Raw genomic sequence first — 26,873 nt, 5'->3', positions numbered from 1 at the left:
CACCAGGAGGACCATAGAAGAGCAGGTGAGGCAAGTCACCACGCCTAACAAACTCAAGCAAACCAACCTTAACACCCTCCTGATCAACCAAATCCACAAGCCTAACAGGCCTAAAACGCTCCACCCATGGCTCCTGGAAGGTTAACTGTGCTGCCTTAGACACCCGCTAAATAACCTACATTAACTTATAAACCTTAACCTCACTAATCCTCATTCGACTCTTCCTTCCCCTCCGCCCTACTCCTAAATTTATTAACATAGTCCTTACCTGGATCCTCAGTTTCATAAAGCTCCTTTCTCCTAGCCTCAAGTAGATTATCACTTAACCCGAGAAGGGATGCGTAGGTCTCAACCCTAACACCCATCGGCAAGTACTCCCTCCAGTTAATTACCCTAAGCAGATGGTGGGCCACCACTAGTCTCCTTGGCCTACCCTGGCTCCATATTCTAAGTAGGTTTGACTTAGCCAGGTCTAGATCCTCCTGCTTGAAGGCCCTTCCAAGTAGGTATGCTGGGAAGCCGCCGATGACCACTACGTCGGCCTTAATACTCAATGCAAAGTCAATGGCCTCGTTGGAGAGTGGGCCCTGTACATCAGGTAGGTAGAGTAGTGAACCTGAGTCATCAATTATGGCCAACCCGACGACATAGCCTGTTCTACTACCTGGCTTACCGTGGGGTATTGGTTTTGAGAAGATTAGCCTAGTGTTGTTGATGTTGATCACCTGTCCATCACACTTAACCCACTTACCCACTAAACCCTGCATGGCCTTAAATAGGCCAATACCCCTCCTCCTTTGGCTTGGGTTAACTGTTTCGTAATCCTTGGCGAAAACCACCTTACCCCCGTAAACTGTTTCGTAATCCCTATCCCCAGTACCCATGTATAAGCTGCCGTAGGGTGGCGTGAAGTGGTCCCTGTGGTAATGGGATATGAATAGGTAATCAACCTTATCAACCAGTTTCATTAAACCCTCCCTAAAGCCCCTAAGCGCCTCAAACTCCCTTGGGTGGGGTGGTAGGCCAAACCTAATGGGCACTAGGCTAGCCCCTGGGTCGAGGATGATCCTCAGGTCCTTGGTTTCAACGTACAGGCTCATGGACCTAACCCCAAGGCTCTCCTCACCAATAGGCCTAATGAACACGGTTAAGGATGCTAGGTACCGGTTTTAACACTTTCATTGCCAGTGAATTTAAATGCCCCAAGTAGCGCCAGGCCCATGATGAGTGGTGATGCTGATAGGTACATTAACCCATGCCTATAACCCGACGATGATATGGCGTACCCTATGTAAAGTGGCCCAATTACGTTGGCTATTGGGAAGGCGGCATTATAGACACCGTAAGCCGTCCCCCTCCTGCCCAGCCCCGTTAACCGTGACACCAGCGCCGAACTTGAGACGCTGTAGGTTCCCCAAACCAGGGAGTACGTGGCCATGGCTGTGAAGGCGAGGAGCGGGTTAGGTGGAATTAGGGCGTTGATGATGAAGTATAGCCCCGCTAATACCAGGCTTAGGTTAAAGATAACCCACGCATTAGTCGACTTAAGCACCCTGGTGAATGCGTAGATTACTGGTATCTCCAAAAAGGCCTCAATGCTAAGCGTTAATGTTGCTAACGCGTACCCCATTCCCAAGTCAAAGGCGTAGAAGACGGGTATGTAGAGGTTCTTGGCAACATCAGTGAATAGGAAGATGACCACCGCCACAGTGAATAACCAGAAAACACCAGATATCCTCACGTGGTTCTGCACCACATCACCCACGTTCACTGTTACTACGTGTGAATCGTTAGTTGCTAAGCCCCTTGCCAATGCGTAGACGCCTAGGATCAGTAATGATGATAGTAGGAAAATTAACCTAATCCCGAATCTCCCCAACACGTAGCCTGTGAAGGCGGTTGTAATAGCGTACCCTAATGACCCCCCTATCCAGAAGTAGCCGAATTCATCGATGGCGTTAACCCAACCACTGGCCTCAGCCATCACAGTGGGCATTAGGCCGGATAACACTAGGTTGGATACCAACAATATTACTACAAAGGCCACCAGTGGTAGGGGGAGGGCAAGGGCCATGTATAATGCGGCACCACTGAGGGTGGTTACTGTTATTATCCTTCCTCTCCTTTGCGGTGAGTCGGCTACCCTACCCCAGATTATGGTTGAGATGAAGCTGCTTAGTGATAAGCCAGATAACAGTAGGCTGGTTTCATCGATACTAATGTTAATGCTCCTTAGGAACAATGGTATGGCTGGGTAATATAACCCACCGGCGGCGCTGAACAGCACATTCACCTGAAACAGCTTGCTACCTTTAATTCCCTTGGCCACCACGGATCAGGCTACGGTTAGGCCTAAGACTTTAAATGCTCACCCTAATCACACAAGGCCTACCTAATCGGCAGTAGACTTACTTTATAAGCTAGCATTGTTCATAGTGAGCCATGTTTGATCCTTTTACTGTTCATTATTCATCTATGAGTGATGTCTGTGATGTGTTCTTAATAAGCTTTTGCGACTCAATAAGGGCTTTAATGAAGCTTTTATGGTCTAATATAGGCTAATCTCCAAGGAATAATGGGATTTTTCATGGTTAAAAGAGTACAGTTTAAACTCTTTTCCACATAAAAGATGCTCTTCATGTTTATTAGCCATTGCGTAGCATACCTATTGACCAGTATGGCAGTAAACGTACAACAATACCTCGGTAAGGAGTATGAGGTCGAGTGCGATGGGCAGATGGTTAAGCTGAAGCCTGTTAAGGCATGGGTGCTTCAGCCAAAGGGCAGGAAGGGCGTGGTAATAGGGCTCTTTAAGTGCCCCAACGGGAAGACAATAAGGAAGGCAATAGGCAAGATTGAGTAATCAAGTGAGGCCAGTTAAAACACAGAATTAAACCCCTTTATTTTTCAATCCCTCATTTACACCGGTTTATATCGGCTCTTCTAGCTTCATCCTCAATCCTAATGAATGCCTCCCTAGGGTTACTTGACTCATAAATAGCCCTACCGACTATTTCGAAATCGGCACCATGAGCTATGGCGCAACCAGGCTTGACACCCTGTGCCCCAATACCTGGGCTAAGTATTACGTAGCCGCTACCGAGTATAGCCCTGGCTCTGGCTATTAGGTTAGGTTTATTACCGCCAATAACCACCCCAGCCGCATTAACATCCTTAACAATCTTAATTACGTAGTCGAAGTTGGCATCGTAAAGTTCACCACCGCTAGTCATGGATGCCAGTAGTATTAGGTCCAGGTCCTCCATTCTAGGAACATTAACGTTGCCCACGAATCCATGCATTATAACCCCCCTAATCCCGATTTCCCTAAGCCTACCGGCGATTAAGCCATTTATGAAGTTCACGTCGGCCAGTTTAGCATCCATTAGGAAGTAAACATCACTGTTATCTAAGATTAGTTTCCTCAAGCCCTCAGGGCCTATAGTCAGTAGTGTAACCCAACTAACCTTAACTATCTTAACCAGGCCCCTCAACTCCCTCATCAATGCCCAATACCTTTCAGGTTTCGTTAGATCCAGGGCTGGTATTACCCTACTCACGCCCTTTAAATCCACTATCCTATCGGTCATCTCCTCCTCAGCGGTCATGGCCCACCTTTTAAGCTTTAGTTGCTGGTGGTCTGTAGTATTTTTACATAAGGAAACTCCCTGCGTCATGGTTAGGAGTCCACGCTCCTAAACCTAGGCACGGGGAGGGAAAAAGGAGCAATGAAGCCAAGTGGCTAATAGCCACAAAAAGTGACTGTTAATCACGATGAAGCCGAGCTCTCGGTGTTCCTCCTCTTAACACTGCTCCTCAAGTCCTCTATCAGTTTAAGTAGCGCCGCCGCGTACCCCCTCTCCACGACTATGAAGACGTCGTTGTCGTACCTCAACATGTGCCTTATGGTGATTCCACTGGCCCTGGCTAATTGAACAAGGAATGTTACAAAGCCTACCGGTGCCCTTTCACCAAATATTATCCTAACCAGGCTGTACTCCTGCCCATTCCTACTGTTCACTATTTTGCCCAGGGCTGTCACTGGTGCTATTAGCTTTATCCTCTCCCCATCTGTTAGTAGTATTGAGTAACCCTTGAGTAGCTCCATTAATACGTGGGATTCGTAAAGCCTCTCAACATCGGTTAGGTTCAATTCAACCTCATCAACCCCATTGAAGATAACCACCTCAGCCCTCTCCAACGCCTCCCCTAGTTCCTTCACCGAAATAGGGGCTTTCCTCAACGTCAGCCTTTCCAGGGCCTTAACAATGGTCACTAGGTTAACCTCCTTACCCGTAATGGACTCCACTAGGGGCTTAATCTCCCTGGCTATTGCGGATAGGTTGGCTATCCCACTGAGCAACGTTACCATATAGAGCGGGTTCTCCTCCACAATAACCCTAACAGCCTGCTGGACGCTAACCATACTACAACTGGCGCAGACTGGTAAATAAATGTAACTTTTTGTCAAAAATAAGACTTAATAGGCTTTAAAATGCTTAGTGAGTCAACTCAACCATGGTGTATCTAACCCCACTGCAATATGCACTATCAGTGGTCTCGGGAGTGCTAGTAGGCTTCTCCCTAGGGCTAATAGGTGGTGGAGGCTCAATACTAGCTGTGCCTCTCTTCCTATACCTAGTGGGCTTAGACACAATGCCAAACTACCAGCACATTGCAATAGGTACCACGGCCCTTGCAGTTGGCCTAAACGCATACATAAACTCTTACATGCACCTCAGGAGGCATAATGTATCACCCAGGGTTGGCGGTATCTTCGCTGGTGTTGGTGTCATAGGTACCTTAATAGGGGCCTACCTGGGCCACATAACACCCGGCACGGATTTGCTAATATACTTCTCAATAGCAATGATAGTGCTCGGCATCTATGTAGCAGTTAAGAGGGAGTCGGCCAAGGCGGGTACTAATGATGAGGTTCAAAGGGTTGTAGATGCCTTAACTAAGTGCCCAAGGTTAACCCTAGGAACCATACTGAAGGTTGCGGGTGCCGGGTTCGCCGTTGGTTTAATAAGCGGTTACTTCGGCATTGGTGGTGGGTTCCTGATAGTGCCATCCCTAATGTTCTCAGCTGGATTATGCATAACTAGGGCTATTGGAACATCATTAATAAGTGTAGGTACCTTTGGTATTGCAGGTGGTGCAGAGTATTGGTTCTACGGTGAAGTTATACCCCTAGTGGCTGTGCTTTATGTAATCGGCGGCATCATCGGCGGTTATGCTGGAACAAGCATAGCCGTTAAGGCCCCCAAGGATACCCTAAGGGTTGCCTACGGAGTGATAATAGTAGCCGTTGGAATATACATGCTTTATAGACTAGGTATTATATGAAGTAGTGACGAGCCTGTTAGGCAAGGCTACCTTAACATGGGGATAACCCCCGGCGACAGGGCGCTGCGGTGAGGGGCCCAGAGAGATCATCGAGAAGGAGACGGTGGGGATAACCTGCCGCCTCCGGAGAGACGGTAATCTATAATAGCCCCAGCTTTTAGGGTTGGAGAGGGGTTATTTAGGGTTAAAAAGCCTCAATACACCCAGCTCAACTAAGTGAGCAGCGTTATCAACGTAATTGTGCCGGTTGGCAAAGGTGGTGTGGTTAGGAGGAGTGGGGTAATGCTTAGGCTCTTCTCCCTACCATACGATGCATTTGACATTAGGCTAACCGGTGATGCATCAGCCATGCTGGAGTCCAGGGGGATGGGCTTAGATGCACTTGCCCCCTTTAGGCTAGTGGTTAAGGTAATCCACGACAATGTCAAGACCCTTAATGGCCCTGTTCATGCATTCTTCTGGTATTTTAAGCCTAGGGGCATGGGGCTGATACTTGAGACTGATCAATCGCCCAGCCAGTACTTCACCAATTACCTAAACATTAACCCCGGCTTAACATTCGTTAAGTTGCTTTACGGTAGGTCAATCGTGGTCACGTGGAGCATGTGGGCTAGGCAAGGCTTCTTAAGGGATGGTTTCAAGGATGAGGATGTTAAGGTTGTGCCACTGCCATACGTACCTACTCTTATGAGGGTTAATGGCATTAGTAAGGATAGGACGGTAATATTCGCTGGGTATGATTACGCTAGGAAAGGTGGTGACATAGCGTTGAAGGTGTTTAGGATCATTAAGTCTTATGACCCAGGCATCAGGGTTATTTATGTTGGTAAGTTACCCTTCCCTAGAGTCCCAAGTTACATCGACTTATATTACCCTCAATTACCCAGGGGTACGCTGCTTAGGCTTATAGCTAAGTCTATGGTTATGATTGCCCCATCCAGGCATGATGCATTCAGCATAACGGCAATGGAGGCCATGGCTAATGAAACGGTGGTTGTGTCATCAAATAGGGAAGGCATAGGTGAGTTAGTTAGGTTAAACGGTGGCATAACCTGCGACCTGGATGACATACAATGCCTCGTCGAGAATGCTTTAAGGAACCTTAACCGAAGCAGTCATGATTCAACGGCAGCCAGGCAACTTGAGGGGCTTAGGTTAAACCACGGCATAAACCTAGTATCCAGGGCCATGAAGTCAGTGTACGAGGAGGTTACCAAAAGGTAAATGATGTATGAAGCCAATGAAGCCGCCGGCAGATGAGACTAAGCCTATTAAGGCAGTATGAAATTACCTAAGATCTCACGACCATGTTAATGCCCTGGGGCTTACGAGTTAACCACATTACCCGATACCTAAGCATGGGTCAATTTTAAAAAGGCGCCGGCTACGCATCGCCCTGGGGGCCGTAGTCTAGCCTGGTTAGGACGCACGGCTCGGGCATTACCACTGGGTACAGTTTGCATTGCCCAGTGGGGTGGGGCATGCCCGTGTGATCCCGGGTTCAAATCCCGGCGGCCCCACCATGAATCAACGCATCGATGCCTTTGTTGAGTGTTTAATAGTCTTTGTAGGAAACTTTAAATAGGGGATGCGGGATTTAGTAGATGTAGGTCATGGGTGAGGTGGACAATAGGCCTGACCAGGACAGCTCAATTGATCAGCTGCTCTCGTCAATAACCGGAGGTGGCAATGAGGTTACGGAGTCGATAGCCAAGGAACAGGCCTTAATTAGGATAAGAGTTGAGAAGAGGAGGGCTCACTATGTAACGGTGATTGAGGTTGATAGTAGTGACGCCAAGAGCATAAACCTCGAGGAGGTGGCTAAAACCCTCAAGCGTAAGTTGGCTGCTGGAGGTACTGTTAAGGATAATAAGATAGAGATTCAGGGTGACCATAGGTACAGGATTAAGAAACTGCTGCTTGAGGAGGGGTTCAATGAAAGTAACATATTCATAGATGAAAACATAACGGTGGTTCAGAATAAATGAGTATAGAGTACGTTAAAGATGGGTTTAGGACTGAATTAATGGCTAACACCTCAAACCCAATTAAGGTTCATGAAATCTGCCTAAGGCTACTTTCTGAGGTTGCTAAAATAATCGGCATTAACCACGTGGTTAATTCGACAGAAGATGGGTGGGTAGTTATAAATAGGCTAATTGAGTTAAGCAACGAATTTGTACTGGCTAGGTTTTATGCCGAGAACTCATGCCTATCGGAGAAACTCCCGGTCAATGAACTCGTGGTGGATATGATGATTAGGGACTCCGTAACGTGCATGGAGAAGATAAGGTCAATAGCACTAGGCCTACTACCAGCTTGAAAATAATACTTAGTATCAACAGAGAGATGCTTAAAATTTAAAACAAAAAATATTTAAAACGTAACCCACCACTTAAGGCTTATTAACCTCAATACCCATGTCCCTTAAAGCGACGAATAAGTCCTCCGTTAAAATACCACCGTAAGTTCCATATATGTATAAGCTAAGGGCGACCAGTGCAGCTACGACCATGTCCCATGGGAATGGTGTTATTGGGGTTTGGAAGATTGGGGCGATGGTATGGATTAATTATCTTGCTTATTGTTTCCTTGGTTATCAATGGCATATCACCAAGTACTATGAGTACTGCTTCGTAGTCCTGGAAGAATTAGTCCAAGTTTTATTGATGTGCTCATTCCCTCCCTGTAGTTGGGATTGTATATCACGGCATCACCCCTTAGGCACCGCATTAATGGTTCCCCACCCATGGTGATGAGTAACTTATTACCGCTAACTCTCCTCCCCCTCCCCAGCGGTGAGTACTATGGCTCTGATTTTCATCACTCTAGGTCTACCATGCAAATGCCAATTTTGTAGTGACACAGCTCCAAGTTCATCATGCCGTAACCCGCAACAGCACAGCTTAGACCACTGCTCAAACTGCCTAACCCATCGCCGGTGATTGATTCTCCCTGATGTACGTCAACATTATTGTTTCCATTAATTAGTAATTGCATTGCCCCTATAATTACGATAACGATGGCTAGGGATAGTGCCAGGGCAAGGAGCACTCTATCAATGATTACGCGTCTACGCGTATTAATCAAGTTCCGCTTTTCTACCACCTCATTGATGTTCCCGCGCTTCCTATCAATTAGCGCCTCCATGTTAATTTTCTCTAGGGGTCCCACGTAGTGCCAAACCCTACCATGCCTGGCGTACACGTACAGCTTCGAATTTCTGGATCTAATTACGATGGTGCCTTCCATACCGCATTTAGGGCATCTTCCCCTACCGATAATGTATGTCCTACTCATTTGTAAAATAAAAAGAAAGGTAAATTTTAAACTTATTGCATTTAATACGGTCTTGCCTAATCTTCTATCTGTGACTCGTACTCCACCTCGTCCTCTAGTTGATACGGTATATTACCTGTTGCATTATACTTAGTTAGGTTAACCTGAGGTCCGCATTGAAATTCACCCTGAAACTCTCCATACTGTGTGCAATTGGCTGGCTGCTGATTGATGCTGGCGGTTTGATTTAAGCCCATGGCTACTCCCTGCTGTGCCGTTACACTTTGCGCATTACCCGCACTTTGCTGGAGGGCTAGTACTGCCAGCACCGTAGCTGCCACAGCTAACACTGATGCTACTGCCATGTACCTTATGTACCTCATGCTGGTCGAGGCATACTCGCCTGTGTCACAAATAGGCATTTCACATGAAAAGCCACATGCGGTTACATGAAACCTTGCACGCACGATTCGTGAAACACCATTTCTACATACCCCCACGCACCTGCATTAGTTTTACGCGGCAATTAACTTTCTCGCCCTAAGCAGCAAGACCGTGGTTATGCTGTTTTTGGTTTTCATGATCATTCACAATACTCATTTCCGTTGATGACTAAGACGTTAGTTTTTAAACACAACTTAATGCCCTTGTTAGTGACTCTAGTTTTCCGAGATCCGCAGAGGCTGGGAGCCGCGGGTGACCGTTGGGGAGCCGCTACGGTGAGGGGGCCCAGGGAGACCGTCGAGAGGTAGATGGCGGGGAGCTCTGCAAGGGGTAATGAACCACCGCCTCCGGAGAGACGGTATCGTTAGGTATCCTCAGTATACTCACGGCGGCTTCGCATCATTCATCCTTGCCTGGGCATACTTCCTAAGCGCAGTTACGGTAGCCCCTAGTGAAGCCATAGCGGCCGTCACGCACATGTCCACGTGGCTGCCGCAATTAACCGTTAGTGGTGTTTTAACACCACTGGGTGTGGTTGTGGCTACTAGGGAGGTTAGGCAGAAGCTGAGTAAACTACGTGAGGGGAGGAGGAAATGGGATATTCTGAGGAAAACAGCCAAGGCTATTGAGGAGTTGGCTAAAAGAGAACAATGCAGTTGTGGTTGTTGGGAGGATTACTGGGAGTGCTAAGAGGAGGATGAAGGAGGGGAAGAGTGGGAGTGAGACATAGGATTCACCAGTGGGCTGTTAGGGGCTTAATCAACATACTAAGTGATAAACCGACACATGTGGAGGAGGAGAGTGAAAATGGAACATCCTCACGCATCCCCCTCCTCAAACGTTAAAATTAAGATCATACAAGCCCCTAGTGATCCGCACTGCAGTGAGGGGAGGGGTAATCCACTGAAGGTTAGGGTCATGAAGATCAAGCTGAGGATAACCAAGGTAAACGGCAAGGTGTGGAAGAGGGATGTCGTAGGGCCAATCAACCGGGAGAGACTAGGGAAGTAGAAATTACGGCGCTCAACCAACCACCAAAACTAATGATTATGGTGCGAGGAGTAAAACAATCAATAATAATCAACCAAATAACCACACAAATGGGAGGGGTTATGGCGTATCCCTCGATGGGGCCCCATGAAACCACCGGCGAAGCCAATGAGCCAGTGGCGAGGACCAACCCCGCCAACGGAAACCATTAGCGGGGAAACGCACGCCTGAGCATCTTATCTGTTTACTCAGCCTCATTATGTGTGCTTGTTTCACTAAGTTTATCTTTAATAGATTAATTAAGTTATTTAATTTATGATGAATTATATTAACCACTAATCACCATATAGCTATATATTATATATAGGATTGTTGATGAGGGAAAGATTTATTAGGACAACCCGATATCGCCAGTATGCCTGTTGCGGTAGAGTTTATTAATGTTACTAAGCGCTTCGGTAAGTTAACCGCAGTTGAAAATATCAACCTCAAGGTCAATGATGGTGAGGTCGTTGCTCTCGTGGGTCCTAATGGCGCTGGTAAGACCACCCTTCTTAGGATGGCTGCAGGGGTGTTACTGCCGGATGCAGGTAAGGTGCTTATACATGGTATTGAGGCGCATAGGGCTGAAGCTAAGTGGCACGTTGGCTTTATGACACCGATGGATAGGGGTGTTTACTGGAGGATTAGCGCACTGGATAACCTAGTCTTCTTCGGCACACTCTACGGTTTATCAGTCAAGGAGGCTAGGAGGAGGGGGATGGAGTTGCTTAAGGTCTTTGGACTTGCGGATAGAGCCAAAGACTGGGTTGCAACCTATAGCACAGGCATGATGAGGAGGCTTGAGTTGGCCAGAGCCATGATGCACGACCCAGATATACTGCTCCTAGATGAGCCGACAAGTGGTATCGACGTGGATGGGAAGAGGATAATACTTGAACACATAAGTAGGTTGAAGGGCAGTAAAACAATAATAATGGCCAGCCACGACCCGCAGGAGATAGAATTGGCGGATAGGGTAGTTTACCTAAACAGAAATATCATAGATACCTTGCCAGCCCTCAAGATAGTTAAGGTCCTTGTTAAGGGTTCACTGCCACCACTGGATGGCTATAGGGTTGCTAATGTAGGTGATGGCGCCTACGTTATACACGTGAGGATTGATAAGTTCGATGAGTTGATGAGAAGACTGACCTCGATGGATGGTAACCTTAAGATAGTTGACCTAGACGTGGAGGTTGCGGTGGCTGAGAGGAATGCGAGGATTGAGGAAAGGGTGAATAGGAGGGAGAGGGGCGGTGGGCCATGGGCATAGCCGCTAGGCTATACTCCTTCGTCGTCATTAGGGGGTTTAAGGTTTGGGTTAGTTACAAGACTCAAGTGGCGTTGAACTTCATCAGCTGGACCATCCCCGTCTTCCTGTACTACTTCATAGGTCTAACCTTCGGTGCAGGCAGAATGGCAGCTGCAATAGCAGCCAATTATAGCTACACGGCCTTCGCGACCGTGGGTATCGCCTTCCAGGGCTACTTCTCATCGGCAGTGGCCACGTTGGCCGGTAGGATTAGGAATGAGGAGTTGATAGGCACCCTAGAGTACCAGATGGCCGCGCCGCTCAAGCCAATGTCGCTCATGTTCTACTCAACTGTATGGGGCTTTGTTGTGAATTCAATAAGCACGGTAACGGTGCTACTAATAGGGTATGGACTGGGGATTAAGTACGTCATAAACCCGCTATCCACCTTCGTTATCCTACTACTCTACATGGCATCGATAATAGGCCTAAATCTAATATCTGGGGCGGTGGTGCTCATCGTTAAGCAGGGTAACCCAGTTGCCCTATTCACCTCCGTGGCAACCAACATACTGGGTAACGTGGTCTTCCCAATATCAGTATTACCCACGTGGCTAAAGGACATAAGCTACATGTTATCACTAACCTGGTCGCTTGACGGCTTGAGGAGGGCCATGCTGGCTGGCGAGGGGCTGGGGAGTATGATGAACGACGTGGTTATCTTAGTCATACTATCAGCCGCCTACCTAATAATAGGTGTATTGCTAACCGACTACGCATTTAGGATGATACTTAAGCAGGGCACTGTGCACATGTACTAAAACCATTGATTCCTAAGGCATCGGCATGGGGTTAACCTGCGTAATGCTTATTAACAGCCCCTCCACGTGGGCTTATGGATAACTTGGGACGAGAAAACCCAGTAAGATAGCCCTAGCCTACTCAGGTGGCCTAGACACCACTGTGGCTATTCATTGGTTAAAGACTAAGTATAATGCTGAGGTTATAACCGTAACCGTTAATGTTGGCCAGGAGGATGATTTTGAGGAGATTGAGGAAAGGGCCCACAAGCTTGGTGTATTAAAGCACTACACCATTGATGCAAGAAGTGAGTTCGCCAATGGACCTGTGGCATCAGCCATAATGCTAAATGCACTCTACGAGGATAAGTACCCATTGGGGACAGCATTAGCCAGGCCGTTAATAGCGGAGAAGGTGATTGAGACTGCTAGGAAGGAGGGGTGTGATGCAATAGCCCATGGATCAACATCCAAGGGTAATGACCAGGTTAGGTTCGAGGAGGCTATAAAGGCCATGGCCCCCGACCTCATGATAATAGCCCCAGCCAGGATATGGGGAATGGATAGGGGTAGTGAAATTGAGTACGCCAGGAAGAACAACATACCCATCCCTGAAGTCCACAGTAGGTTCAGCATTGACGATAACCTGTGGACTAGGAGTATTGAGGGACCTGAGTTAGACGACCCACTGGCTGAACCACCAGATGACGCCTTTAAGTGGGTTGTTAATCCAAGTAAGGTCACGGAACCGTTGAAGCTTGACATTGAGTTTGAGGGAGGTATCCCAATGGCCATTAACGGTGAGAGGATGAAACTACCTGAATTAATACTAACTCTCAACAGACTAGTTGGAGGTCATGGGTATGGTAGGGTTGACCACGTGGAGAATAGGGTTGTTGGGTTTAAATCAAGGGAGGTCTATGAGGCTCCAGCCGCACTAACCCTCATAGAGGCGCATAGGGACCTTGAGAAATTGGTTTACACCCCAATTGAGTATAGGTTTAAGAGGATCATGGATCAGACTTGGACTGACTTGGTTTACGAGGGGCTTTGGCATGAACCACTGCGCCTTGAGCTTGAGGAAATGGCCAGGAGTATGAATAAGTGGGTGACCGGTACTGTTAAGGTTATGGTGCGTGGCGGGTTAACAATACTGGGTAGGTCAAGTCCATATGCAGGTTACAGTAGGGAGATTGCGGATTACGTCAAGGGTTGGTACCCAAGTGATGAGGAGGCTAGGGGGTTCATAAACATGTGGACCTTACATTCATTAACAGCCTACAGGGTAAGGTGGGGTAATGGTTTATCGTGAGGGCCTACTGGGTGGGGGTGAACTGGGTAAAATCAAGTACACGTCATCGTTGATTGATGATGCTGAGATATACCGAGAAACAATACTCACAATGATAAGTCACGTCAATGAGTTGAGTAGGGTCAGGGCAATACCAAGTGGTAAGGCTGAGTTAATAATCAATGCATTGAGGGAAATGGCTAAGATGCCCTACAACCCAGGTGAGGGTTATGAGGATGTCCACGAGTACATAGAGGCAGTGCTAATGAGCAAGCTTGGTGATGACGGTGGTTGGGTTGGCCTAGGCAGGTCTAGGAATGACCACGTGGTAACGGCGTTGAGGCTTAGGCTAAGGAGGCTGATCCTTGAACTAGCCCTCAGGGTTATTGAATTGAGGAGGGCAGCGTTGAATAAGGCCATTGAAACAGCTGAAAGGTTAATAGTGGGCTCAACCCATAGGCAACCGGCCCAAGTAACGACACTGGGCCACTACATGCTTTACCTAGATGAGTTAAGCAGCGACTTCCTAACAAACTTGCTCTCAACCTATGAGATAGTTAACAGGTCACCCCTAGGTTCAGGACCCCTGGCAGGCACCATGGTTGGGCTTGATAGGCTTAGGGAGGCGGGGGAACTTGGGTTCAATGGGGTGGTGGTTAACACGATTTACGCAACAGGTTCCAGATACTTCATGCTGGCCCCAGTCTCACTGGTGGTATCCTACCTAGTTGAGTTGGGTAGGTTCATAAACAACATTGAGATGTGGCTAATGCCACAGTTAAACTACATCACCGTTAACCCAAGTCACCTGGCCACGAGCAGCATAATGCCCCACAAACGCAACCCAGCAACACTGGAGGTCTTTAGGGCCAGGATTGGCGAGGCCATTGGTCATTTAATGGCCATGTACTCAGTGGAGAGGCCGGTTGAGGCTGGTTACCAACTTGACCTCCAGGAGGAGACTAGGCACACTTGGGCAATTATGAGGATTGCTGATGAGGGGTTGGTAATCATGACGGACTTAATCAATGGGCTAAGGGTTAATGAGGGGAGGGTTAATGAGGACCTATCCAAGTACCCGGTTACCGCTGCTGAATACGCGGAGTTAATGTCAATAAATGAAGGTATACCTTTCAGGAGGGCCCACAGGTCAGTGGCGGTGATGGTTAAGGAGGGTGGGAAACCTGGCATCAACCCCCTGGATTCCATTAACGGCAAGGCAATCCTAGGTGGGCCTAACCCAAGCCAAGTTGCCGAGGTGGCTAAGGCTAAGTTGAGTGAGTTGGAGGCCACTGAGACTAGGGTTAGGGAGTTACTTGCAAATATTAATAATGCAGAGTCTAGGCTAATTGGTGATAGGCATGGCTAGGTTAGCCAGGTACTACAGGGTTTACCCAATAAACATAGTGAGGGGTAGAATGCAGTACGTGTGGGATTCAAACGGAAACAGGTACCTAGACGCGAACACGGGCCATGGGGTAGCCTTCATGGGTCACTCAAACCCTGAGATAATTAATGCCATTAAGGCTCAACTGGATAAGATAATCACCGTACCTTTAAACATGGGTAATGAAGCCAGGGATGAATTCATAAGCGAGTTCTCAAGAATAATACCACAAGGCTTCGACGCGGTGTTCCCCCAGAACACCGGCACCGAAGCCGTGGAGACGGCGATTAAGATTGGTAAGAAGTGGACCAGGAGGAAGACCATAGTGGCCTTCACCAACTCATTCCACGGCAGGACCATGGGCAGCTTATCAATTACCTGGAATGAGAACTACAGGAAGGCCTTCCAACCCCTCTACCCCCACGTCAAGTTTGGGGTGTTTAACAACGTTAATGAGGTGGATAAGCTCGTTGACGAGGACACGTGTTGCGTGGTGGTTGAGCCAGTTCAGGGTGAGGGTGGGTTAAACGTGGCCACGGTCGACTTCCTTAAGGCCCTAAGGGAGGCGGCCAACAGGGTTAACGCACTTTTAATATTCGATGAGATACAGTGTGGTTTCGGTAGGACTGGGTATACGTGGGCCTTCCAGCACTACGGCGTTGAGCCTGACGTCTTCACTGCTGGTAAGGCTATTGCAGGTGGCTTACCGATAGGCCTAGTGGTGGCTAAGGGTGAACTTGGGGATGTGTTCAACCCAGGGGAGCATGGGTCAACCTTCGCAGGCAACCCGGTGGTAATGGCGGCCGCCGCAGCCACTGTCAAGGTCTTCATGAGGGATAACGTGCCCAGTGTGGTTAAGGAAACAGGCTCACTGCTGGCTAAGAGGCTTGGGGAGTTGAACTCCAGGGTGGTGAATAGGGTTAAGGGGATGGGGTTGATGATTGGGGTTGAGTTGAGGACTAGGGCCGAACCCTACGTAGAAGCTTTGATGAAGCACGGTGTATTAGCATTAACGGCCAGCGTCAACGTAGTCAGGTTTCTGCCACCATACATGATAAGCCACGATGACGTGGACTTAATAGTTAACTCGCTGAGTGAAGTACTTAAGGGGGCTTAAATGGCCAATCCCACCCTCGAGGGGTAGGGCTTGACATTCCTTTTTGTCACGGGCATGCATCAGTTTCGTATCCCATTATGCATTAAGTAGACTTTAAAGACCCTGCGTCACTCGGCCAATTCCCTAACTAGTTCATCGTAGCTCTTAACCTCAGGTACGCTGTACGTCTTGGTTATCCTACCATCGCTTATCCTGGATACCCTACTGCAGTTCCTAATCAACTCAAGATTGTGGGTAACCATGACTATGGTTATGCCTAATTCACGGTTAAGCCTCATGAAAATCTCCATGACATTCTCGGCTGACTTACTGTCAAGATTACCGGTTGGTTCATCAGCCAGCAGTAGACGTGGCCTGGTCACAATAGCCCTGGCTATGGCAACCCTCTGCTGCTCACCACCGCTTAATTGACTTGGCCTCCTGTAGGCCTTATCCCTCATACCCACTGCCTCCAGGGCGTCTAGGGCTAGCTTCCTCCTCACCCCTGGGCTAACCCCCCTGGCTACTAGTGGTAGCTCAACGTTCTCCACAACCTTCATCCTCGGTATTAGGTAGAATAACTGAAAAACGAAGCCAACGTACTTATTCCTATACTCATCAAGCTCCCCCTCGCTAAGCCTATGCAGCTCATATGGACCAACCCTAAGGTAGCCGCTGCTCACCCTATCAATACCTCCTATTAGGCTTAGCAGCGTGGTCTTACCACTACCACTTGGCCCAACTATGCAGTAGAACTCACCCTCATTAATACTGATGTTGACTCCCCTTAAAGCTGGGTAATCGCCATAGTACTTCCAAATATCCCTACCCTCAATGAAGGCCATGGTTGGTTCAGCGGTTTTGGGTATTTAAACTAGTGTATATAGCTGGTGAGTAAGCTTTATAAGATTTATAGCTTGGCGTTATCGTATGAAACCGTTATCGGAAACCGTGACTAACGGAGCAGCCTTGATACTCATGGTGATGATTAGCATCATGGCAATACCTGGGGTGGTTAATGTAGCCAAGGCCCAAAGCACGCCACCACCCTTCGTAATCCTAAATGAGCAGGCAACCCCATCCCTAACATTAACCGGTGTATCTAAGGTTACCTTAAGTGTTGAGTACACAGGCGGGTATTACCTTTACGATGTCTACTTCCAACTCCAGCCATGCGGCAACTTCACAGTGTCACCCAGTTCAATATATGTTGGTTGGGTTAACCCAGGCCAGCAATTATCATTAACGTACCTAATCAACGGTACACTACCCATAAACTGCCAGGCCACGTTAAGCGTAAGCTGGGGTGGTGAATCCAAGTACTCCCAGTTAACGTCATCATACGTCAGCGCCGGTGGTTCAGGGTCAACCAGTGTCACGTTCCCCCTAGTCATATACGGCGAACCAAACCTAATAATCAACGTAACCCAGGGCTACTTAATATACGGCTACACTAACCCACTAACCATAACCCTAGTCAATAATGGTAGCGGGCCAATATACAACATGGCAGTTACTATACAGGCCACTGGAGCCTATTTAAGCCCAGGCGTTGGTTCATTCGTCATTAATGACTTGAACCCCGGTGGATTAAGCACAATAGGCATTAGCCTAATACCCACCTCAACAAGCCCAGTGGACTTGACAATAACCTACAGCGGTATCACACAGAATGGAAACTCGGTCTCCGGCACCATGCAGGTAAGCCTAAGTGTCGTGTCTGTGTCACCAAGCCAGGTTACGGTCTACCCCATAAACACGACACTCAACCCAGGCCTTGGGGTGCTTGTGCTGGGGGTCCGTAACCTTAACCCAACCCCAATATACAATGTCACAATCCAGTTAACATCAACCCAAGGCCTAACGCCGCTCACAAACACATTGACCGTACCCGTGATACCCAGCAATGGTTACTTGATGTTCAACGTGCCCGTGGTTGTGCAGTTAACGGCAGCGTCTGCGTCAATGGGTTACGTTTTATCCTTCCAGTTACCCAATGGGTACGTGAGCAGTGGGGAGGGTACCGTAACCGTTAGCGCATATGGCGTAACAAACCCAATAACCATACTGCTAACCAACTCTACGCTTAACCCAGGCCTAGGTGAGTTAACCATAGGCATAGTTAACTCAGCACCAACCCCACTGTACAACGTAAGTCTGATACTTAACCCAACAGGTGGGTTAAGCCTAGGGGCCAGTAAAATCAGCATCACCGAGGTGCCGCCAAGGGGCACCTACTACGTCTCAATACCCGTAACGGCACTACCCTCAGCTGGTACGGCCTCAGTGGGTTACACACTCTACTACTACCTAACACCCACCGGTGCCTATGGCGGTAGCCTAACTGGTTCACTACCCATCAACATAATCACCCCTCAATCAGTGTTAACCATTTACCCACTAAACCCAACGTTAAGCGTTGGTAACGATACGATTGACGTTGTTATTAGGAGTAACGTTGCGTCAAGCTTAGGCAATGTCACGTTAACCGTGACTTCAGTACAGGGTGCCTCCACTTCAACCACCAGCTACCCCATAGGTTACCTACCACCCTACGGCACCTTCATTGTTAAACTACCCTTAACAGTGCCCTTAACATCAGGCTCCGTGACCATTAACTACGTGGTCACGTATAGCCTAGGCATCTACCTGAATACAATCAACGGTGCGCTGAACCTAGGGGTCTCAAGCCCACCCGGTATTGCGGTCACTGTTTATCCGCTTAACTCAACGCTCAACGTGGGCCTAGGTAGGTTAATACTGGGCATACGCAATAATGAACCTGTACCGCTTCAAAACGTAACCCTCATATTGAACTCCGTGGGCGGCATATCGATTAGTGATACACAGTACAGCATAGGCGAGGTTGAGGCAGGGGGCACCTACTACCTAACAATACCCGTGGCCGTGCCGTCAACATCAGGTTCAGCTTCACTGAGCTACACATTGACGTACAGCTACACAGGTGGGGAGGGTAGTGTGGAGGGGCAGTTAAACATGGGTGTGGCCGGGTTACCGCAGATACTCATCACGGGGTACACGGTGGCGCCAACAGTGGCCACCGTGGGTACTGATGTGTCAATCTCGTTAACACTAGTCAACTCGGGCCCAGTGACGGCTAACAACCTCAACGTTACCATGCTTACAACCCCAGGGTTGATACCGATTAGTGGTAGTAGCATTTACCTAGGCTCACTTGGCTCCCAGTCGTTGAGTAGCGTCGCCTTCACCCTGTTACCGGTTAGGCCCATTAACGGCTCAGTGTTATTCATAGTAACCTACACTGACCAGTATGGTCAAGCACATGTAATTTACTATAGAGTGCCTATTAAAGTCCTTGGTAATTCAACATTCTTCAACTTCCACAATGGGTCTAGGCAGCCCAACGGTGAACTCAGCTTCACCCACACCAGCACTGCACTAGCCGCTAACCCACTACGCAGTACCGTAATCTACGTTGCGGTGGCTGTGGTTGTAATTGTGGTGGCTGTGGTGGTTGTGTTAATGAAGGTGAGAAGGCAATGAGGTTGGTTGATTACCTTAACCTAGCATGGATGGCGCTGTGGGAGAGGAGGGGCAGGACCATAGGGGCCGTGGTGGGCGTGGTGATAGCCATAGTGGCCCTTGGCCTAGCTATAGGTGCTGGGCAGGGCTTTAAGGCCCTTACGACAGGCTTCTTCGAGAACGTCTTTGGGATAAACACGGTTGTGCTCTTCCCAAGCGGTACGGCGCAATTAACCCTAACTGACATGGCCACTGTCTCGGCGCTACCCCACGTTGCCAGCGTTGAGCCGATACTTGAGGCTGCAGGTAGCCTAAACGTTAATGGACACCCCCAGAGGGTTCAGGTGATTGGGGTAACGGCTGATGAGTTGATGCAAATGTACGGCGTAACAATGCTTAGTGATGCATTAATAAGCGGCAACCCAACGCTACAGGCTGGCGTAGTCTTAGTCGGCTACGACGTGGCATTCACCAACACAGGCCAGGAGGTGATTTACCCAGGTCAGTTGATAACCATAACCGTCAACGGTAAGGTTATTAGGGCCATAGTCGGTGGCGTATTAAAGCCTGGAAGCATTGGGTTAATTGGGGTTAACCCAAACACAGCTATTTTCATGGACGCTTCATCATTCCTGGGCGAAATTGACCCATCGGGGGCCTTAAGTGGGCTCATAGTGCACGTGGATAAGCCAAGCTACGTCAATACGGTAACCAACATGCTCCAGTCGCTTTACCCACAGGACCAGGTTTTTAACCTATCCACGGTCCTAACCAGCGTTAACCAATTCTTCACAACGCTTGAGCTTTTCCTAGCCTTCATATCGGGGATAAGCTTCATAATAATAGGCATATGGATGTTCGACACCACCACCATAAGCGTCATACAGAGGACCAGGGAATTCGGAATAATGAGGGCAGTGGGCTTCAGCAGGAGATCAATACCAATCCTACTGCTAACCGAGGCATTAATAGTGGGCATAATAGGCTCGGCAATAGGCATAGCACTACTGATAGCGCTAACCCACGTAATACACACAACCCCACTCCTTGGACAAGGCCCAACAGCAGGATTCAGGGGACCGACTAGGGGCTTTGGGGGTGTGGTTACCACCTTCAACCAAGCCTCATCAGCTGGGGTGAATCTACCAATACCCATAGTCATAACCCCATCATACCTAGCCCTGCTCTTCATAATACCACTGGCAACCAACGTAGTGGCAGCCCTAATACCAGCAATAAGGGCGTCAAGGATACCACCAGCCCAGACGCTAAGATACGAGTGAATACCCCTAGAAAATAAAGCTTATAAAATGAGCGAAACCAATGTTAACTGGGCCCCGGTAGCTCAGCCCGGTTAGAGCGGCGGGCTGCAGACCCGTAGGTCCCGGGTTCAAATCCCGGCCGGGGCTCCAAAAAATGAACCTCATCACATCCCCACTGTTCAATTCCTATTTACCATGCATATCAACCTCCTGAACAAGATACGGCAATCATGGCTAACTTGGCTAATGTAACCCTTTCAATGTCACTGACATTGTGGTTTAGTGATGCTGTAGCACAGTAACCTACATTACAGTCAGGTTTAACGTACAACGTGGCCCAATAGGCCATATTAATAAGCCATTGATGTTTATGATTGATGCTAAACAGAGTAGCGTGATGTAGGGTTAGCTGAGTTCCTTAGCGGTCTTGATTAACGCCTCAGCGGTTCTTCTGGTTTCCTCCTCGCTGAGCAGTACGTGCTGGGGTATCCAAATCACCCTCCTGCATGCATCCTCGGTTACGGGTAGGCTTAACCTTGAGTAGTCGGGTAGCCTCCAGTAGCTGTCCTTGAATGCTGGCTGCCTGTATAGGGGCATTGGGTAACCCTCAACCACTTCACCTCCCCTACGCCTAGCCTCCTCAACAACCCTAGCCTTACCATGCCTACTGATTAACCTCTCGCTGATCCAGATCGGGAGTAGGTGGTTTGAGCTTGAGGTGTGGGCTGGGGGCTTAACGGGTCTGTAATCCTCAACCCCCTCCATCAGCTCATAGAGTAGCTTGGCGTTCCTCTCCCTAACCCTGAACTCCTCGTCATAGCGCTTAAGCTGGGAGAGCAGTATGGCTGCTTGAAGCTCAGTCATCCTGAAGTTCCACCCTATGAGCCTGTGCACATACCATTCACCGTTAATGTCCCTACCGGCGTGGTGGTATGACCAAACCTTAACGTAAACCTCGTAGTCATTAGTCAGGACGATCCCACCCTCACCAGCCGTCATGTTTTTACTGCTCTGGAAGCTGAAGACACCTGCATCACCAATGGCGCCGACCCTACGGCCCCTGTAGACGGCCCCATGGGCCTGAGCAGCGTCCTCAACTACCTTAGCCCCATGCCTCCTGGAGGCGTTAATTATCTCGCTGAGCTCTGCTGGTATTCCGGAGAAGTGAACTGGGACGACTAGCTTAATCCTGTTGTCCTTATCCTCCTCCAGGGTTGCCTTAAGGGAATCCGCACTCATGTTCAAGGTCTCCGGGTCAATGTCGATGAAGACTGGTACGGCCCTAAGCATAACCCCAGCCGTGGCCGTGGCTATGAAGGTATATGCCGGTAGGGCGAATTGATCACCCTCGTTTAGGCCGAGGGCCAGGTAGCTTAGGAGGAGCCCAGCTGTACCGCTTGTGACGGCTACGGCGTACTTGGCTTCGTGATACTTGGCGAACTCACCCTCAAACTCCTCAACAACACCCCCAGGGACCCTACCCCACCTTCCACTCCTGAATGCCTTCAACAATGCATCCTCATCCGATGGGTTAACCGGGGGCCACTTAACCATGCCTTAAGAACCCCCTGGAGGTTAATAAGCTTGATGTCACCCTTAAACCCCGTATAGCCTATGGGCATTGAGGGTGGCTATCTTTCCCTTATCCTCATCAGGTATCTTAGATAACTGTAGCTTCAGTACTGAGGACTTGGGGTACTTCATCATGAACCCAGTTGACAAGACGACGTTGGATGAACCGTACAACTTAACCAACTCCTCCACGTGGCTATACGGCGCACCCAGTACCTGCGAGGATGCCAGGTCCACGTAGACTGGGCCACTGTACAGGTTCCTTAGATTAACCAGGTCGCTGTATGGGAAGTGGGAAAGTAGGATCCTCACCTCACCCTCAATGCCACTGGATAGCCTCCTTAAGGCATCACTTAATTCACCCAGCCTTAACCTAAACCTGAAGGCGTATGCCCTATGGAGTTGCCTGGGATCCTCAACTAGGTCCAATATTACTAAGGCCCCGTTGTTAAGGGCCTCGGCTAGGTTGCCCAGTACCCTCCTGCCCGTTAACCTGTACCCGTGGTATATTGGGCTTGTTACGAAGCCCACGAAGCCCATTTTAACGTACTCCCTGACCCTAACCCTATCCTCGTAGTCCGGGTTGAAGACGGCAAGCTTATGCACCCTACAGTTAGCCTCAGTCTCTTCCCTTGTGAAGTCCAGGTTACCCCACCATGGGTCCCTGTGGAATAGGGCGGTTAGGTTAAACATGAAGCATTCCCTGAAGCCCTCTGAGGCTAGTCTCTCAGCCACAGCCCGTGTGCTCATTGTCAAGTGCCTGAAGGGGTATGAACCACTCATGCACAGTGCATCAATCATTGCCCATCACCGATGAGCCTAAGGGCATTCAACCTGAGCACCTTGACCCTATCCTCATCGCTTAATTCAGCGTCCAGTATCCTAGCCACAGCCGCCGCTATTAAGGTGTCCGTTGCGAAGAGTACCCTATCAGCCCCAAGCACCTTAACGGCCTCCTCCACGGAGCCGTAGTCGGCGACGCTCCCACCCACGTCAACGTAGACGTTGGGCAAGTCCCTAACCCTACCTACGGCGTACTCCCAATCACCACCACCTGTTATGTGGGCCATGATTATTTTAGCCCTCGGGAACCTTAGGGCGAGGGACCTTATGTCATCGGGCTCACTCTCGTTTGGTCTTGGGTTTGGGTATAGCCTATGGGCCGTGTGTATTAGCACGGGTACGTCGTTCTCCACGGCCACCTCTATGACTGGGTCTACGACACGCCTATTAACCCTCACAGCCCTGTAGAGCTTAACTCCTATGAACCCCCTCTCCTCGATGAAGTGCCTAGTCACCTTAACGGCGTCCTCGTTCAATGGGTTAACGTGGACGAAACCCCTAACCTCCCTAAACCTCCTCGACAGGTTGTAGACGAATTCATTAACCCTCCAAACCTCCTCAGGGGGTGGCCTAAAGCTGGACATTGAGTATGGGTGGTAACTGACCCAAAGTTGCTCAATACCCAGCATCCTGGATAGCTTAATCATTTCCTCGTTAATCGACATGTCCGGGTAGCAGTGTGTATGAGCATCCACAGCACCACCTAGATCAACTCCAATACTAGCCATTAACCCTAGCCTAATTCCTAAACCTTTTATCACTTACCTACTAGACTTAACACTCCGATTAACTAGGTATGGTACCCTTAAAGGCTATTCTACATATTAGTTTAATGCATAAGCAGTGCCTTGGGGTTAGGTTTAAAATAACCGAACGTTAGGAACGATTTATGTCATCGATTAGAATTGAGGAGGTGAAGGGTGCTGAGGAGGAGAGGAAGAGGATTAGTGCGCATAGCCACATTAAGGGGTTGGGGATAGTTAACGGTAAGGTTGAGAGGATAGCAGACGGCTTCGTGGGTCAGGTGGAGGCTAGGGAGGCTGCTGCGATGGTTGTTAAGATAATTAAGGCAGGTAAGTTCAGCGGCAAGGGTGTACTGATAGTTGGCCCACCTGGCACCGGCAAGACTGCGTTGGCCATTGGGATAGCCAGGGAGCTTGGAGCCGACACCCCATTTGTCCACTTAAACGCCTCGGAGATTTACAGTGTTGAGATTAAGAAGACTGAGTTCCTCATGAGGGCTCTCAGGAAGGCCATTGGGCTTAGGATAAGGGAGTGGAGGAGAGTCTACGAGGGTGTGGTTAAGTCCATCGAGTTCAAGTACGGTAAGCACCCCTACAACCCATACATACAGGTACCTGTCGGAGCCACTATAAGGCTCAAGACGACTGACGAGGATAAGGTGTTGAGGGTACCCCAGGAGATTGCGACCCAGTTGATTGAGCTGGGCATTGGCACCGGGGACGTTATAATGATTGATGAGGAGACTGGGAGGGTTATAGTTGAGGGCCAGGCCCAGGGTGAGGGGGAGGAGCAGTATGACATATCCGTTAAGCGTAGGCTTGAGGTGCCTAAGGGGCCCATTCATAAGGAGAAGGAGATAACCAGGTTCTTCACCCTACACGACCTGGACATGTACCAGGCTAGGCAGCAGGGTCTTGTGTCAGCGATGCTCTTTGGCGTCTTCACAGAGGAGAGGGAGATACCCAGTGAGGTTAGGAATGCTGTGGATAACTTCGTTAAGGAAACTATAGATAAGGGTAATGGTGAGTTGATACCGGGGGTCCTCTTCGTCGACGACGCCCACATGTTTGACATAGAGACCTGGGCCTTCTTCGCAAAGGCTATGGAGATGGAGATGAACCCAATAATGATATTCGCCACAAATAGGGGTATAACCAAGATCAGGGGAACTGACATAGAGGCCCCCCACGGCATACCGCTCGACCTGTTAGATAGGTTAATCATAATAAGGACTAGGCCCTACACGGAGGATGAGGTTAAGGAGATAATTTCCATTAGAGCCAGGGAGGAGGGTGTTAAGCTGAGCGGTGACGCCCTCGATTACTTGACAAAGATAGGCCTCGAGAATAGCCTCAGGTACGCCATTCAGCTACTAACCCCAGCCCAGATTAGGGCTAAGGAGCAGAATAGGGACAGCGTAACTAAGGATGACGTCGAGTATGTTAAGGGGCTCTTCCTGAGCCTTAAGGAGAGTGTCCAGTATATTAAGCAGCATGAGGAGTTATTCCTCAAGTAAATTATTAAACCTACTTCCCACCCTCACTCATCTTCCTCAATGCCCTCCCAACCATTATTGATGCATATATGTGGAGCTTCCAAGCCTCGGGGTATTCACCATACTCCTTAACCACCTTCCTGGCAAGTTCCCTAAGTTCAAGCGCCTCCTCCAGGGTCAAGTCATCCTTATCCAGTAGCTCCCCAAGCCTCTTCCACTCCTCCTTGGTTAATGGGTTTGTTGACGTGGCGAGTCTCATAATCCTCCTAGCCTCATTCTTAACCATAGTAGCTCTCTCAGGCTTCAACAAGCCCTCGGCACTCAAATACTCAACGAAAAACTCCTGGTAATCATTAAAAGCCTCACTAAGCCTATTAACCCTGGAATCAATATAACCCTTCAACTCATCAAACCTCCCATCAACATAACCTTTCAGCTCGTTAAATCTCCCATCAACGTAACCCCTCAGCTCGTTAAACCTCTTGTCAACGTATCCTCTCAATTCGTCAAATCTTTCATCAATTTCCTCGAATCTTTTGTCAATTTCCTTGAACCTTTCATCAATCTGCTTAAATCTTTCATCAATTTCCTTAAACCTCATTCTGATTTCCTTAAACTCACCACCGAGCCAAAACAAACCCCCACCTAGCATGCCGATTATGGAAATGGTAAGTCCTATTAGTGAAATCAATAGCTCATCAACCACACTCATTTAGAATTAACGTGATTAAAATACTTTTTGTGGGTCCTAAAACTTTTAGCTTAGTGTGGTTTCCTTTTTTCTTTATGGGCGTAGGTTTTAAATGTAGCTCGTTGAGTGTGTTATTGGTGTAGTGTGACTAGGTGGGTTATTAAGTGCACCCAGTGTGGGTTAGAGAGGGAGCTTGACGTGGGTTTTGACTTATCCAGCCTAAGGTATAGCGTCTACCTCTACTGCCCTAGGTGCAGGGTGAACACTACTCATAGGGTTCTGGGTTACCATGACCCATATACTGGGCAGTATGTGCAAGTTAACCAAACGGAGACCAGCGTTGAGGGTGTTAGTGAATTTGACTAGAAGTAAACATTATCCCTCAAGGTGTGTTTAATTTAACCATGGCGCAATGCTTGTTTTAAATGAGTATAGCCGTAGGGACGAGGCGGCGTCATCGCATCAATAATTTAGTTTTTAAATTACTACGTTATACCTGCTCTGGGCCAGGTTGCTTACCTCTTTCATTAGCTTGGCCACCTCAGCCTCAAGGATTCTCCCCCTTTCCACCAGCGAACCCTGTAGGTCACCATTGACAATTAACGACAAGCCTCGCCCTTTGGGGCGACCCCGCCCCACTGCGTGGGGTCTCATGAAGGTGGTTTTATAAAACCCAGCCCTGTTGGTGACGGTTAGTGCCCGGGTTGGTGCCTTTTTCTTCCTTGGATGAGCCGGTGGGGCGATACCCCACCCTTTTCACTACCCTAGGCACACCTTCCTCCTCCACTCCTAAACTAAAGGGGAGTAGGAAATTGAGAGATGAAAATATGCG

The 26,873-nt window shown here is 48.8% G+C and carries 27 protein-coding genes, 2 tRNA genes and 1 pseudogene; 18 read left to right on the top strand and 12 right to left on the bottom strand.

Annotated elements, in window-relative coordinates; all coding sequences use genetic code 11:
- Nucleotides 1-203 precede the first annotated feature (203 nt).
- On the bottom strand, nt 204-1,145 hold the full coding sequence (locus AAX04_RS09880; protein ID WP_066797675.1) for an MBL fold metallo-hydrolase: 942 nt from the start codon (nt 1,143-1,145) through the stop codon (nt 204-206).
- A gap of 11 nt (nt 1,146-1,156) precedes the next feature.
- Nucleotides 1,157-2,293 carry an MFS transporter gene (locus AAX04_RS09875; protein WP_162270133.1) on the bottom strand — a complete coding sequence of 379 codons (1,137 nt, stop codon included), beginning with the start codon at nt 2,291-2,293 and terminating at the stop codon, nt 1,157-1,159.
- A 384-nt stretch (nt 2,294-2,677) separates the two neighbouring features.
- Between AAX04_RS09875 and AAX04_RS09870 the strand changes: the two genes are divergently transcribed.
- Nucleotides 2,678-2,863 carry a chromatin protein Cren7 gene (locus tag AAX04_RS09870; protein WP_066797687.1) on the top strand — a complete coding sequence of 62 codons (186 nt, stop codon included), beginning with the start codon at nt 2,678-2,680 and terminating at the stop codon, nt 2,861-2,863.
- Nucleotides 2,864-2,915: 52 nt separating this feature from the next.
- Here AAX04_RS09870 and AAX04_RS09865 read toward each other — a convergent pair whose 3' ends face one another.
- Both AAX04_RS09865 and AAX04_RS09860 read right to left on the bottom strand, forming a co-directional pair.
- Nucleotides 2,916-3,608 carry an orotidine 5'-phosphate decarboxylase / HUMPS family protein gene (locus AAX04_RS09865; RefSeq protein WP_162270132.1) on the bottom strand — a complete coding sequence of 231 codons (693 nt, stop codon included), beginning with the start codon at nt 3,606-3,608 and terminating at the stop codon, nt 2,916-2,918.
- Between the two features lie 161 nt (nt 3,609-3,769).
- Nucleotides 3,770-4,426 carry a hypothetical protein gene (locus AAX04_RS09860; protein ID WP_066797670.1) on the bottom strand — a complete coding sequence of 219 codons (657 nt, stop codon included), beginning with the start codon at nt 4,424-4,426 and terminating at the stop codon, nt 3,770-3,772.
- 92 nt (nt 4,427-4,518) lie between these two features.
- Here AAX04_RS09860 and AAX04_RS09855 point away from each other — a divergent pair, with 92 nt between their 5' ends.
- The 5 genes from AAX04_RS09855 to AAX04_RS09835 all read left to right on the top strand — a co-directional run bounded on the left by AAX04_RS09855 (nt 4,519) and on the right by AAX04_RS09835 (nt 7,672).
- Nucleotides 4,519-5,349 (top strand): sulfite exporter TauE/SafE family protein, encoded by an 831-nt coding sequence (locus tag AAX04_RS09855; protein WP_066797667.1) that lies wholly within the window; start codon nt 4,519-4,521, stop codon nt 5,347-5,349.
- Nucleotides 5,350-5,565: 216 nt separating this feature from the next.
- A complete protein-coding gene (locus AAX04_RS09850; protein ID WP_066797664.1) occupies nt 5,566-6,573 on the top strand; it encodes a glycosyltransferase family 4 protein in 1,008 nt (335 codons plus the stop codon).
- A gap of 175 nt (nt 6,574-6,748) precedes the next feature.
- Nucleotides 6,749-6,872, top strand: a tRNA-Pro gene (locus AAX04_RS09845).
- Nucleotides 6,873-6,962: 90 nt separating this feature from the next.
- Nucleotides 6,963-7,337: a protein translation factor Sui1 gene (locus AAX04_RS09840; RefSeq protein ID WP_066797661.1), complete on the top strand. Its 375-nt coding sequence runs from the start codon at nt 6,963-6,965 to the stop codon at nt 7,335-7,337.
- A complete protein-coding gene (locus AAX04_RS09835) occupies nt 7,334-7,672 on the top strand; it encodes a hypothetical protein (RefSeq protein WP_066797659.1) in 339 nt (112 codons plus the stop codon). Before AAX04_RS09840 ends, AAX04_RS09835 begins: the two co-directional genes overlap by 4 nt.
- Before the next feature lie 500 nt (nt 7,673-8,172).
- Here AAX04_RS09835 and AAX04_RS09830 read toward each other — a convergent pair whose 3' ends face one another.
- Together AAX04_RS09830 and AAX04_RS09825 are read right to left on the bottom strand one after the other, a co-directional pair.
- Nucleotides 8,173-8,649 (bottom strand): hypothetical protein, encoded by a 477-nt coding sequence (locus AAX04_RS09830; RefSeq protein WP_066797657.1) that lies wholly within the window; start codon nt 8,647-8,649, stop codon nt 8,173-8,175.
- Nucleotides 8,650-8,705: 56 nt separating this feature from the next.
- The gene (locus AAX04_RS09825; RefSeq protein WP_156519798.1) at nt 8,706-9,011 is read right to left on the bottom strand and encodes a hypothetical protein; all 306 of its coding nucleotides are present in this window, start codon (nt 9,009-9,011) and stop codon (nt 8,706-8,708) included.
- 418 nt (nt 9,012-9,429) lie between these two features.
- Here AAX04_RS09825 and AAX04_RS12605 point away from each other — a divergent pair.
- The 7 genes and pseudogenes from AAX04_RS12605 to AAX04_RS09795 all read left to right on the top strand — a co-directional run.
- Nucleotides 9,430-9,615 (top strand): annotated as a pseudogene (locus AAX04_RS12605) (hypothetical protein); the annotation flags it as partial.
- Nucleotides 9,616-9,858: 243 nt separating this feature from the next.
- A complete protein-coding gene (locus AAX04_RS09820; RefSeq protein ID WP_066797652.1) occupies nt 9,859-10,083 on the top strand; it encodes a hypothetical protein in 225 nt (74 codons plus the stop codon).
- A gap of 394 nt (nt 10,084-10,477) precedes the next feature.
- Nucleotides 10,478-11,377, top strand: coding sequence for an ABC transporter ATP-binding protein (locus AAX04_RS09815; RefSeq protein ID WP_066797650.1), 900 nt, complete (start codon nt 10,478-10,480; stop codon nt 11,375-11,377).
- Nucleotides 11,368-12,177: an ABC transporter permease gene (locus tag AAX04_RS09810; protein WP_066797648.1), complete on the top strand. Its 810-nt coding sequence runs from the start codon at nt 11,368-11,370 to the stop codon at nt 12,175-12,177. Before AAX04_RS09815 ends, AAX04_RS09810 begins: the two co-directional genes overlap by 10 nt.
- A gap of 106 nt (nt 12,178-12,283) precedes the next feature.
- A complete protein-coding gene (locus AAX04_RS09805) occupies nt 12,284-13,468 on the top strand; it encodes an argininosuccinate synthase (RefSeq protein WP_084761393.1) in 1,185 nt (394 codons plus the stop codon).
- Nucleotides 13,455-14,816, top strand: coding sequence for a lyase family protein (locus tag AAX04_RS09800; protein ID WP_066797643.1), 1,362 nt, complete (start codon nt 13,455-13,457; stop codon nt 14,814-14,816). Before AAX04_RS09805 ends, AAX04_RS09800 begins: the two co-directional genes overlap by 14 nt.
- Nucleotides 14,809-15,951, top strand: a complete 1,143-nt coding sequence (locus AAX04_RS09795) for an aspartate aminotransferase family protein (RefSeq protein WP_066797678.1) — start codon at nt 14,809-14,811, stop codon at nt 15,949-15,951. Before AAX04_RS09800 ends, AAX04_RS09795 begins: the two co-directional genes overlap by 8 nt.
- Nucleotides 15,952-16,058: 107 nt before the next feature.
- On the opposite strand, the gene AAX04_RS09790 is transcribed toward AAX04_RS09795, so the two are convergent.
- Nucleotides 16,059-16,775 carry an ABC transporter ATP-binding protein gene (locus AAX04_RS09790; protein WP_066797641.1) on the bottom strand — a complete coding sequence of 239 codons (717 nt, stop codon included), beginning with the start codon at nt 16,773-16,775 and terminating at the stop codon, nt 16,059-16,061.
- Nucleotides 16,776-16,860: 85 nt separating this feature from the next.
- On the opposite strand from AAX04_RS09790, the gene AAX04_RS09785 reads away from it, so the two are divergent.
- The 3 genes from AAX04_RS09785 (at nt 16,861) to AAX04_RS09775 (ending at nt 20,846) form a co-directional block, all read left to right on the top strand.
- The gene (locus AAX04_RS09785; RefSeq protein WP_066797640.1) at nt 16,861-19,455 is read left to right on the top strand and encodes a hypothetical protein; all 2,595 of its coding nucleotides are present in this window, start codon (nt 16,861-16,863) and stop codon (nt 19,453-19,455) included.
- Nucleotides 19,452-20,717 carry an ABC transporter permease gene (locus AAX04_RS09780; protein ID WP_066797638.1) on the top strand — a complete coding sequence of 422 codons (1,266 nt, stop codon included), beginning with the start codon at nt 19,452-19,454 and terminating at the stop codon, nt 20,715-20,717. Before AAX04_RS09785 ends, AAX04_RS09780 begins: the two co-directional genes overlap by 4 nt.
- 51 nt (nt 20,718-20,768) lie before the next feature.
- Nucleotides 20,769-20,846 (top strand) — tRNA-Cys (locus AAX04_RS09775).
- Between the two features lie 255 nt (nt 20,847-21,101).
- On the opposite strand, the gene AAX04_RS09770 is transcribed toward AAX04_RS09775, so the two are convergent.
- Genes AAX04_RS09770 through AAX04_RS09760 form a run of 3 tightly spaced genes read right to left on the bottom strand, consistent with a single transcriptional unit; the run spans nt 21,102 to nt 23,839 of the window.
- Nucleotides 21,102-22,250 carry a DegT/DnrJ/EryC1/StrS aminotransferase family protein gene (locus AAX04_RS09770; RefSeq protein WP_066797635.1) on the bottom strand — a complete coding sequence of 383 codons (1,149 nt, stop codon included), beginning with the start codon at nt 22,248-22,250 and terminating at the stop codon, nt 21,102-21,104.
- Between the two features lie 42 nt (nt 22,251-22,292).
- The gene (locus AAX04_RS09765) at nt 22,293-23,069 is read right to left on the bottom strand and encodes an amidohydrolase family protein (protein WP_066797632.1); all 777 of its coding nucleotides are present in this window, start codon (nt 23,067-23,069) and stop codon (nt 22,293-22,295) included.
- The gene (locus tag AAX04_RS09760) at nt 23,066-23,839 is read right to left on the bottom strand and encodes an amidohydrolase family protein (protein ID WP_156519797.1); all 774 of its coding nucleotides are present in this window, start codon (nt 23,837-23,839) and stop codon (nt 23,066-23,068) included. Before AAX04_RS09760 ends, AAX04_RS09765 begins: the two co-directional genes overlap by 4 nt.
- 161 nt (nt 23,840-24,000) lie before the next feature.
- Here AAX04_RS09760 and AAX04_RS09755 point away from each other — a divergent pair, with 161 nt between their 5' ends.
- Entirely contained in the window at nt 24,001-25,371 is a 1,371-nt protein-coding gene (locus AAX04_RS09755) for a RuvB-like helicase (protein WP_066797627.1), read from the top strand.
- Between the two features lie 10 nt (nt 25,372-25,381).
- On the opposite strand, the gene AAX04_RS09750 is transcribed toward AAX04_RS09755, so the two are convergent.
- Nucleotides 25,382-26,062: a hypothetical protein gene (locus tag AAX04_RS09750; protein ID WP_066797625.1), complete on the bottom strand. Its 681-nt coding sequence runs from the start codon at nt 26,060-26,062 to the stop codon at nt 25,382-25,384.
- 123 nt (nt 26,063-26,185) lie between these two features.
- Here AAX04_RS09750 and AAX04_RS09745 point away from each other — a divergent pair, with 123 nt between their 5' ends.
- The gene (locus AAX04_RS09745; RefSeq protein ID WP_066797623.1) at nt 26,186-26,407 is read left to right on the top strand and encodes a hypothetical protein; all 222 of its coding nucleotides are present in this window, start codon (nt 26,186-26,188) and stop codon (nt 26,405-26,407) included.
- Between the two features lie 111 nt (nt 26,408-26,518).
- Here AAX04_RS09745 and AAX04_RS11995 read toward each other — a convergent pair whose 3' ends face one another.
- Nucleotides 26,519-26,680 (bottom strand): hypothetical protein, encoded by a 162-nt coding sequence (locus tag AAX04_RS11995; protein ID WP_156519796.1) that lies wholly within the window; start codon nt 26,678-26,680, stop codon nt 26,519-26,521.
- Nucleotides 26,681-26,873: the final 193 nt, after the last annotated feature.

It is taken from the genome of Caldivirga sp. MU80, from assembly GCF_001663375.1.
GTDB lineage: Archaea > Thermoproteota > Thermoprotei > Thermoproteales > Thermocladiaceae > Caldivirga.
The sequence above is the reverse complement of the archived record's forward strand: the minus strand, read 5'-3'. Positions and strand labels throughout refer to the sequence as shown.

Coding starts and splice junctions, on each gene's coding strand:
- AAX04_RS09870 (WP_066797687.1), top strand. CDS start 2,678: ATGGCAGTAAACGTACAACAATACCTCGGTAAGGAGTATGAGGTCGAG.
- AAX04_RS09830 (WP_066797657.1), bottom strand. CDS start 8,649: ATGAGTAGGACATACATTATCGGTAGGGGAAGATGCCCTAAATGCGGT.
- AAX04_RS09795 (WP_066797678.1), top strand. CDS start 14,809: ATGGCTAGGTTAGCCAGGTACTACAGGGTTTACCCAATAAACATAGTG.
- AAX04_RS09800 (WP_066797643.1), top strand. CDS start 13,455: ATGGTTTATCGTGAGGGCCTACTGGGTGGGGGTGAACTGGGTAAAATC.
- AAX04_RS09815 (WP_066797650.1), top strand. CDS start 10,478: ATGCCTGTTGCGGTAGAGTTTATTAATGTTACTAAGCGCTTCGGTAAG.
- AAX04_RS09755 (WP_066797627.1), top strand. CDS start 24,001: ATGTCATCGATTAGAATTGAGGAGGTGAAGGGTGCTGAGGAGGAGAGG.
- AAX04_RS09760 (WP_156519797.1), bottom strand. CDS start 23,839: ATGGCTAGTATTGGAGTTGATCTAGGTGGTGCTGTGGATGCTCATACA.
- AAX04_RS09750 (WP_066797625.1), bottom strand. CDS start 26,062: ATGAGTGTGGTTGATGAGCTATTGATTTCACTAATAGGACTTACCATT.
- AAX04_RS09810 (WP_066797648.1), top strand. CDS start 11,368: ATGGGCATAGCCGCTAGGCTATACTCCTTCGTCGTCATTAGGGGGTTT.
- AAX04_RS09825 (WP_156519798.1), bottom strand. CDS start 9,011: ATGAGGTACATAAGGTACATGGCAGTAGCATCAGTGTTAGCTGTGGCA.
- AAX04_RS09840 (WP_066797661.1), top strand. CDS start 6,963: ATGGGTGAGGTGGACAATAGGCCTGACCAGGACAGCTCAATTGATCAG.
- AAX04_RS09790 (WP_066797641.1), bottom strand. CDS start 16,775: ATGGCCTTCATTGAGGGTAGGGATATTTGGAAGTACTATGGCGATTAC.
- AAX04_RS09785 (WP_066797640.1), top strand. CDS start 16,861: ATGAAACCGTTATCGGAAACCGTGACTAACGGAGCAGCCTTGATACTC.
- AAX04_RS09780 (WP_066797638.1), top strand. CDS start 19,452: ATGAGGTTGGTTGATTACCTTAACCTAGCATGGATGGCGCTGTGGGAG.
- AAX04_RS09835 (WP_066797659.1), top strand. CDS start 7,334: ATGAGTATAGAGTACGTTAAAGATGGGTTTAGGACTGAATTAATGGCT.
- AAX04_RS09765 (WP_066797632.1), bottom strand. CDS start 23,069: ATGATTGATGCACTGTGCATGAGTGGTTCATACCCCTTCAGGCACTTG.
- AAX04_RS09770 (WP_066797635.1), bottom strand. CDS start 22,250: ATGGTTAAGTGGCCCCCGGTTAACCCATCGGATGAGGATGCATTGTTG.
- AAX04_RS09865 (WP_162270132.1), bottom strand. CDS start 3,608: ATGACCGCTGAGGAGGAGATGACCGATAGGATAGTGGATTTAAAGGGC.
- AAX04_RS09855 (WP_066797667.1), top strand. CDS start 4,519: ATGGTGTATCTAACCCCACTGCAATATGCACTATCAGTGGTCTCGGGA.
- AAX04_RS09820 (WP_066797652.1), top strand. CDS start 9,859: ATGTGGAGGAGGAGAGTGAAAATGGAACATCCTCACGCATCCCCCTCC.
- AAX04_RS09860 (WP_066797670.1), bottom strand. CDS start 4,426: ATGGTTAGCGTCCAGCAGGCTGTTAGGGTTATTGTGGAGGAGAACCCG.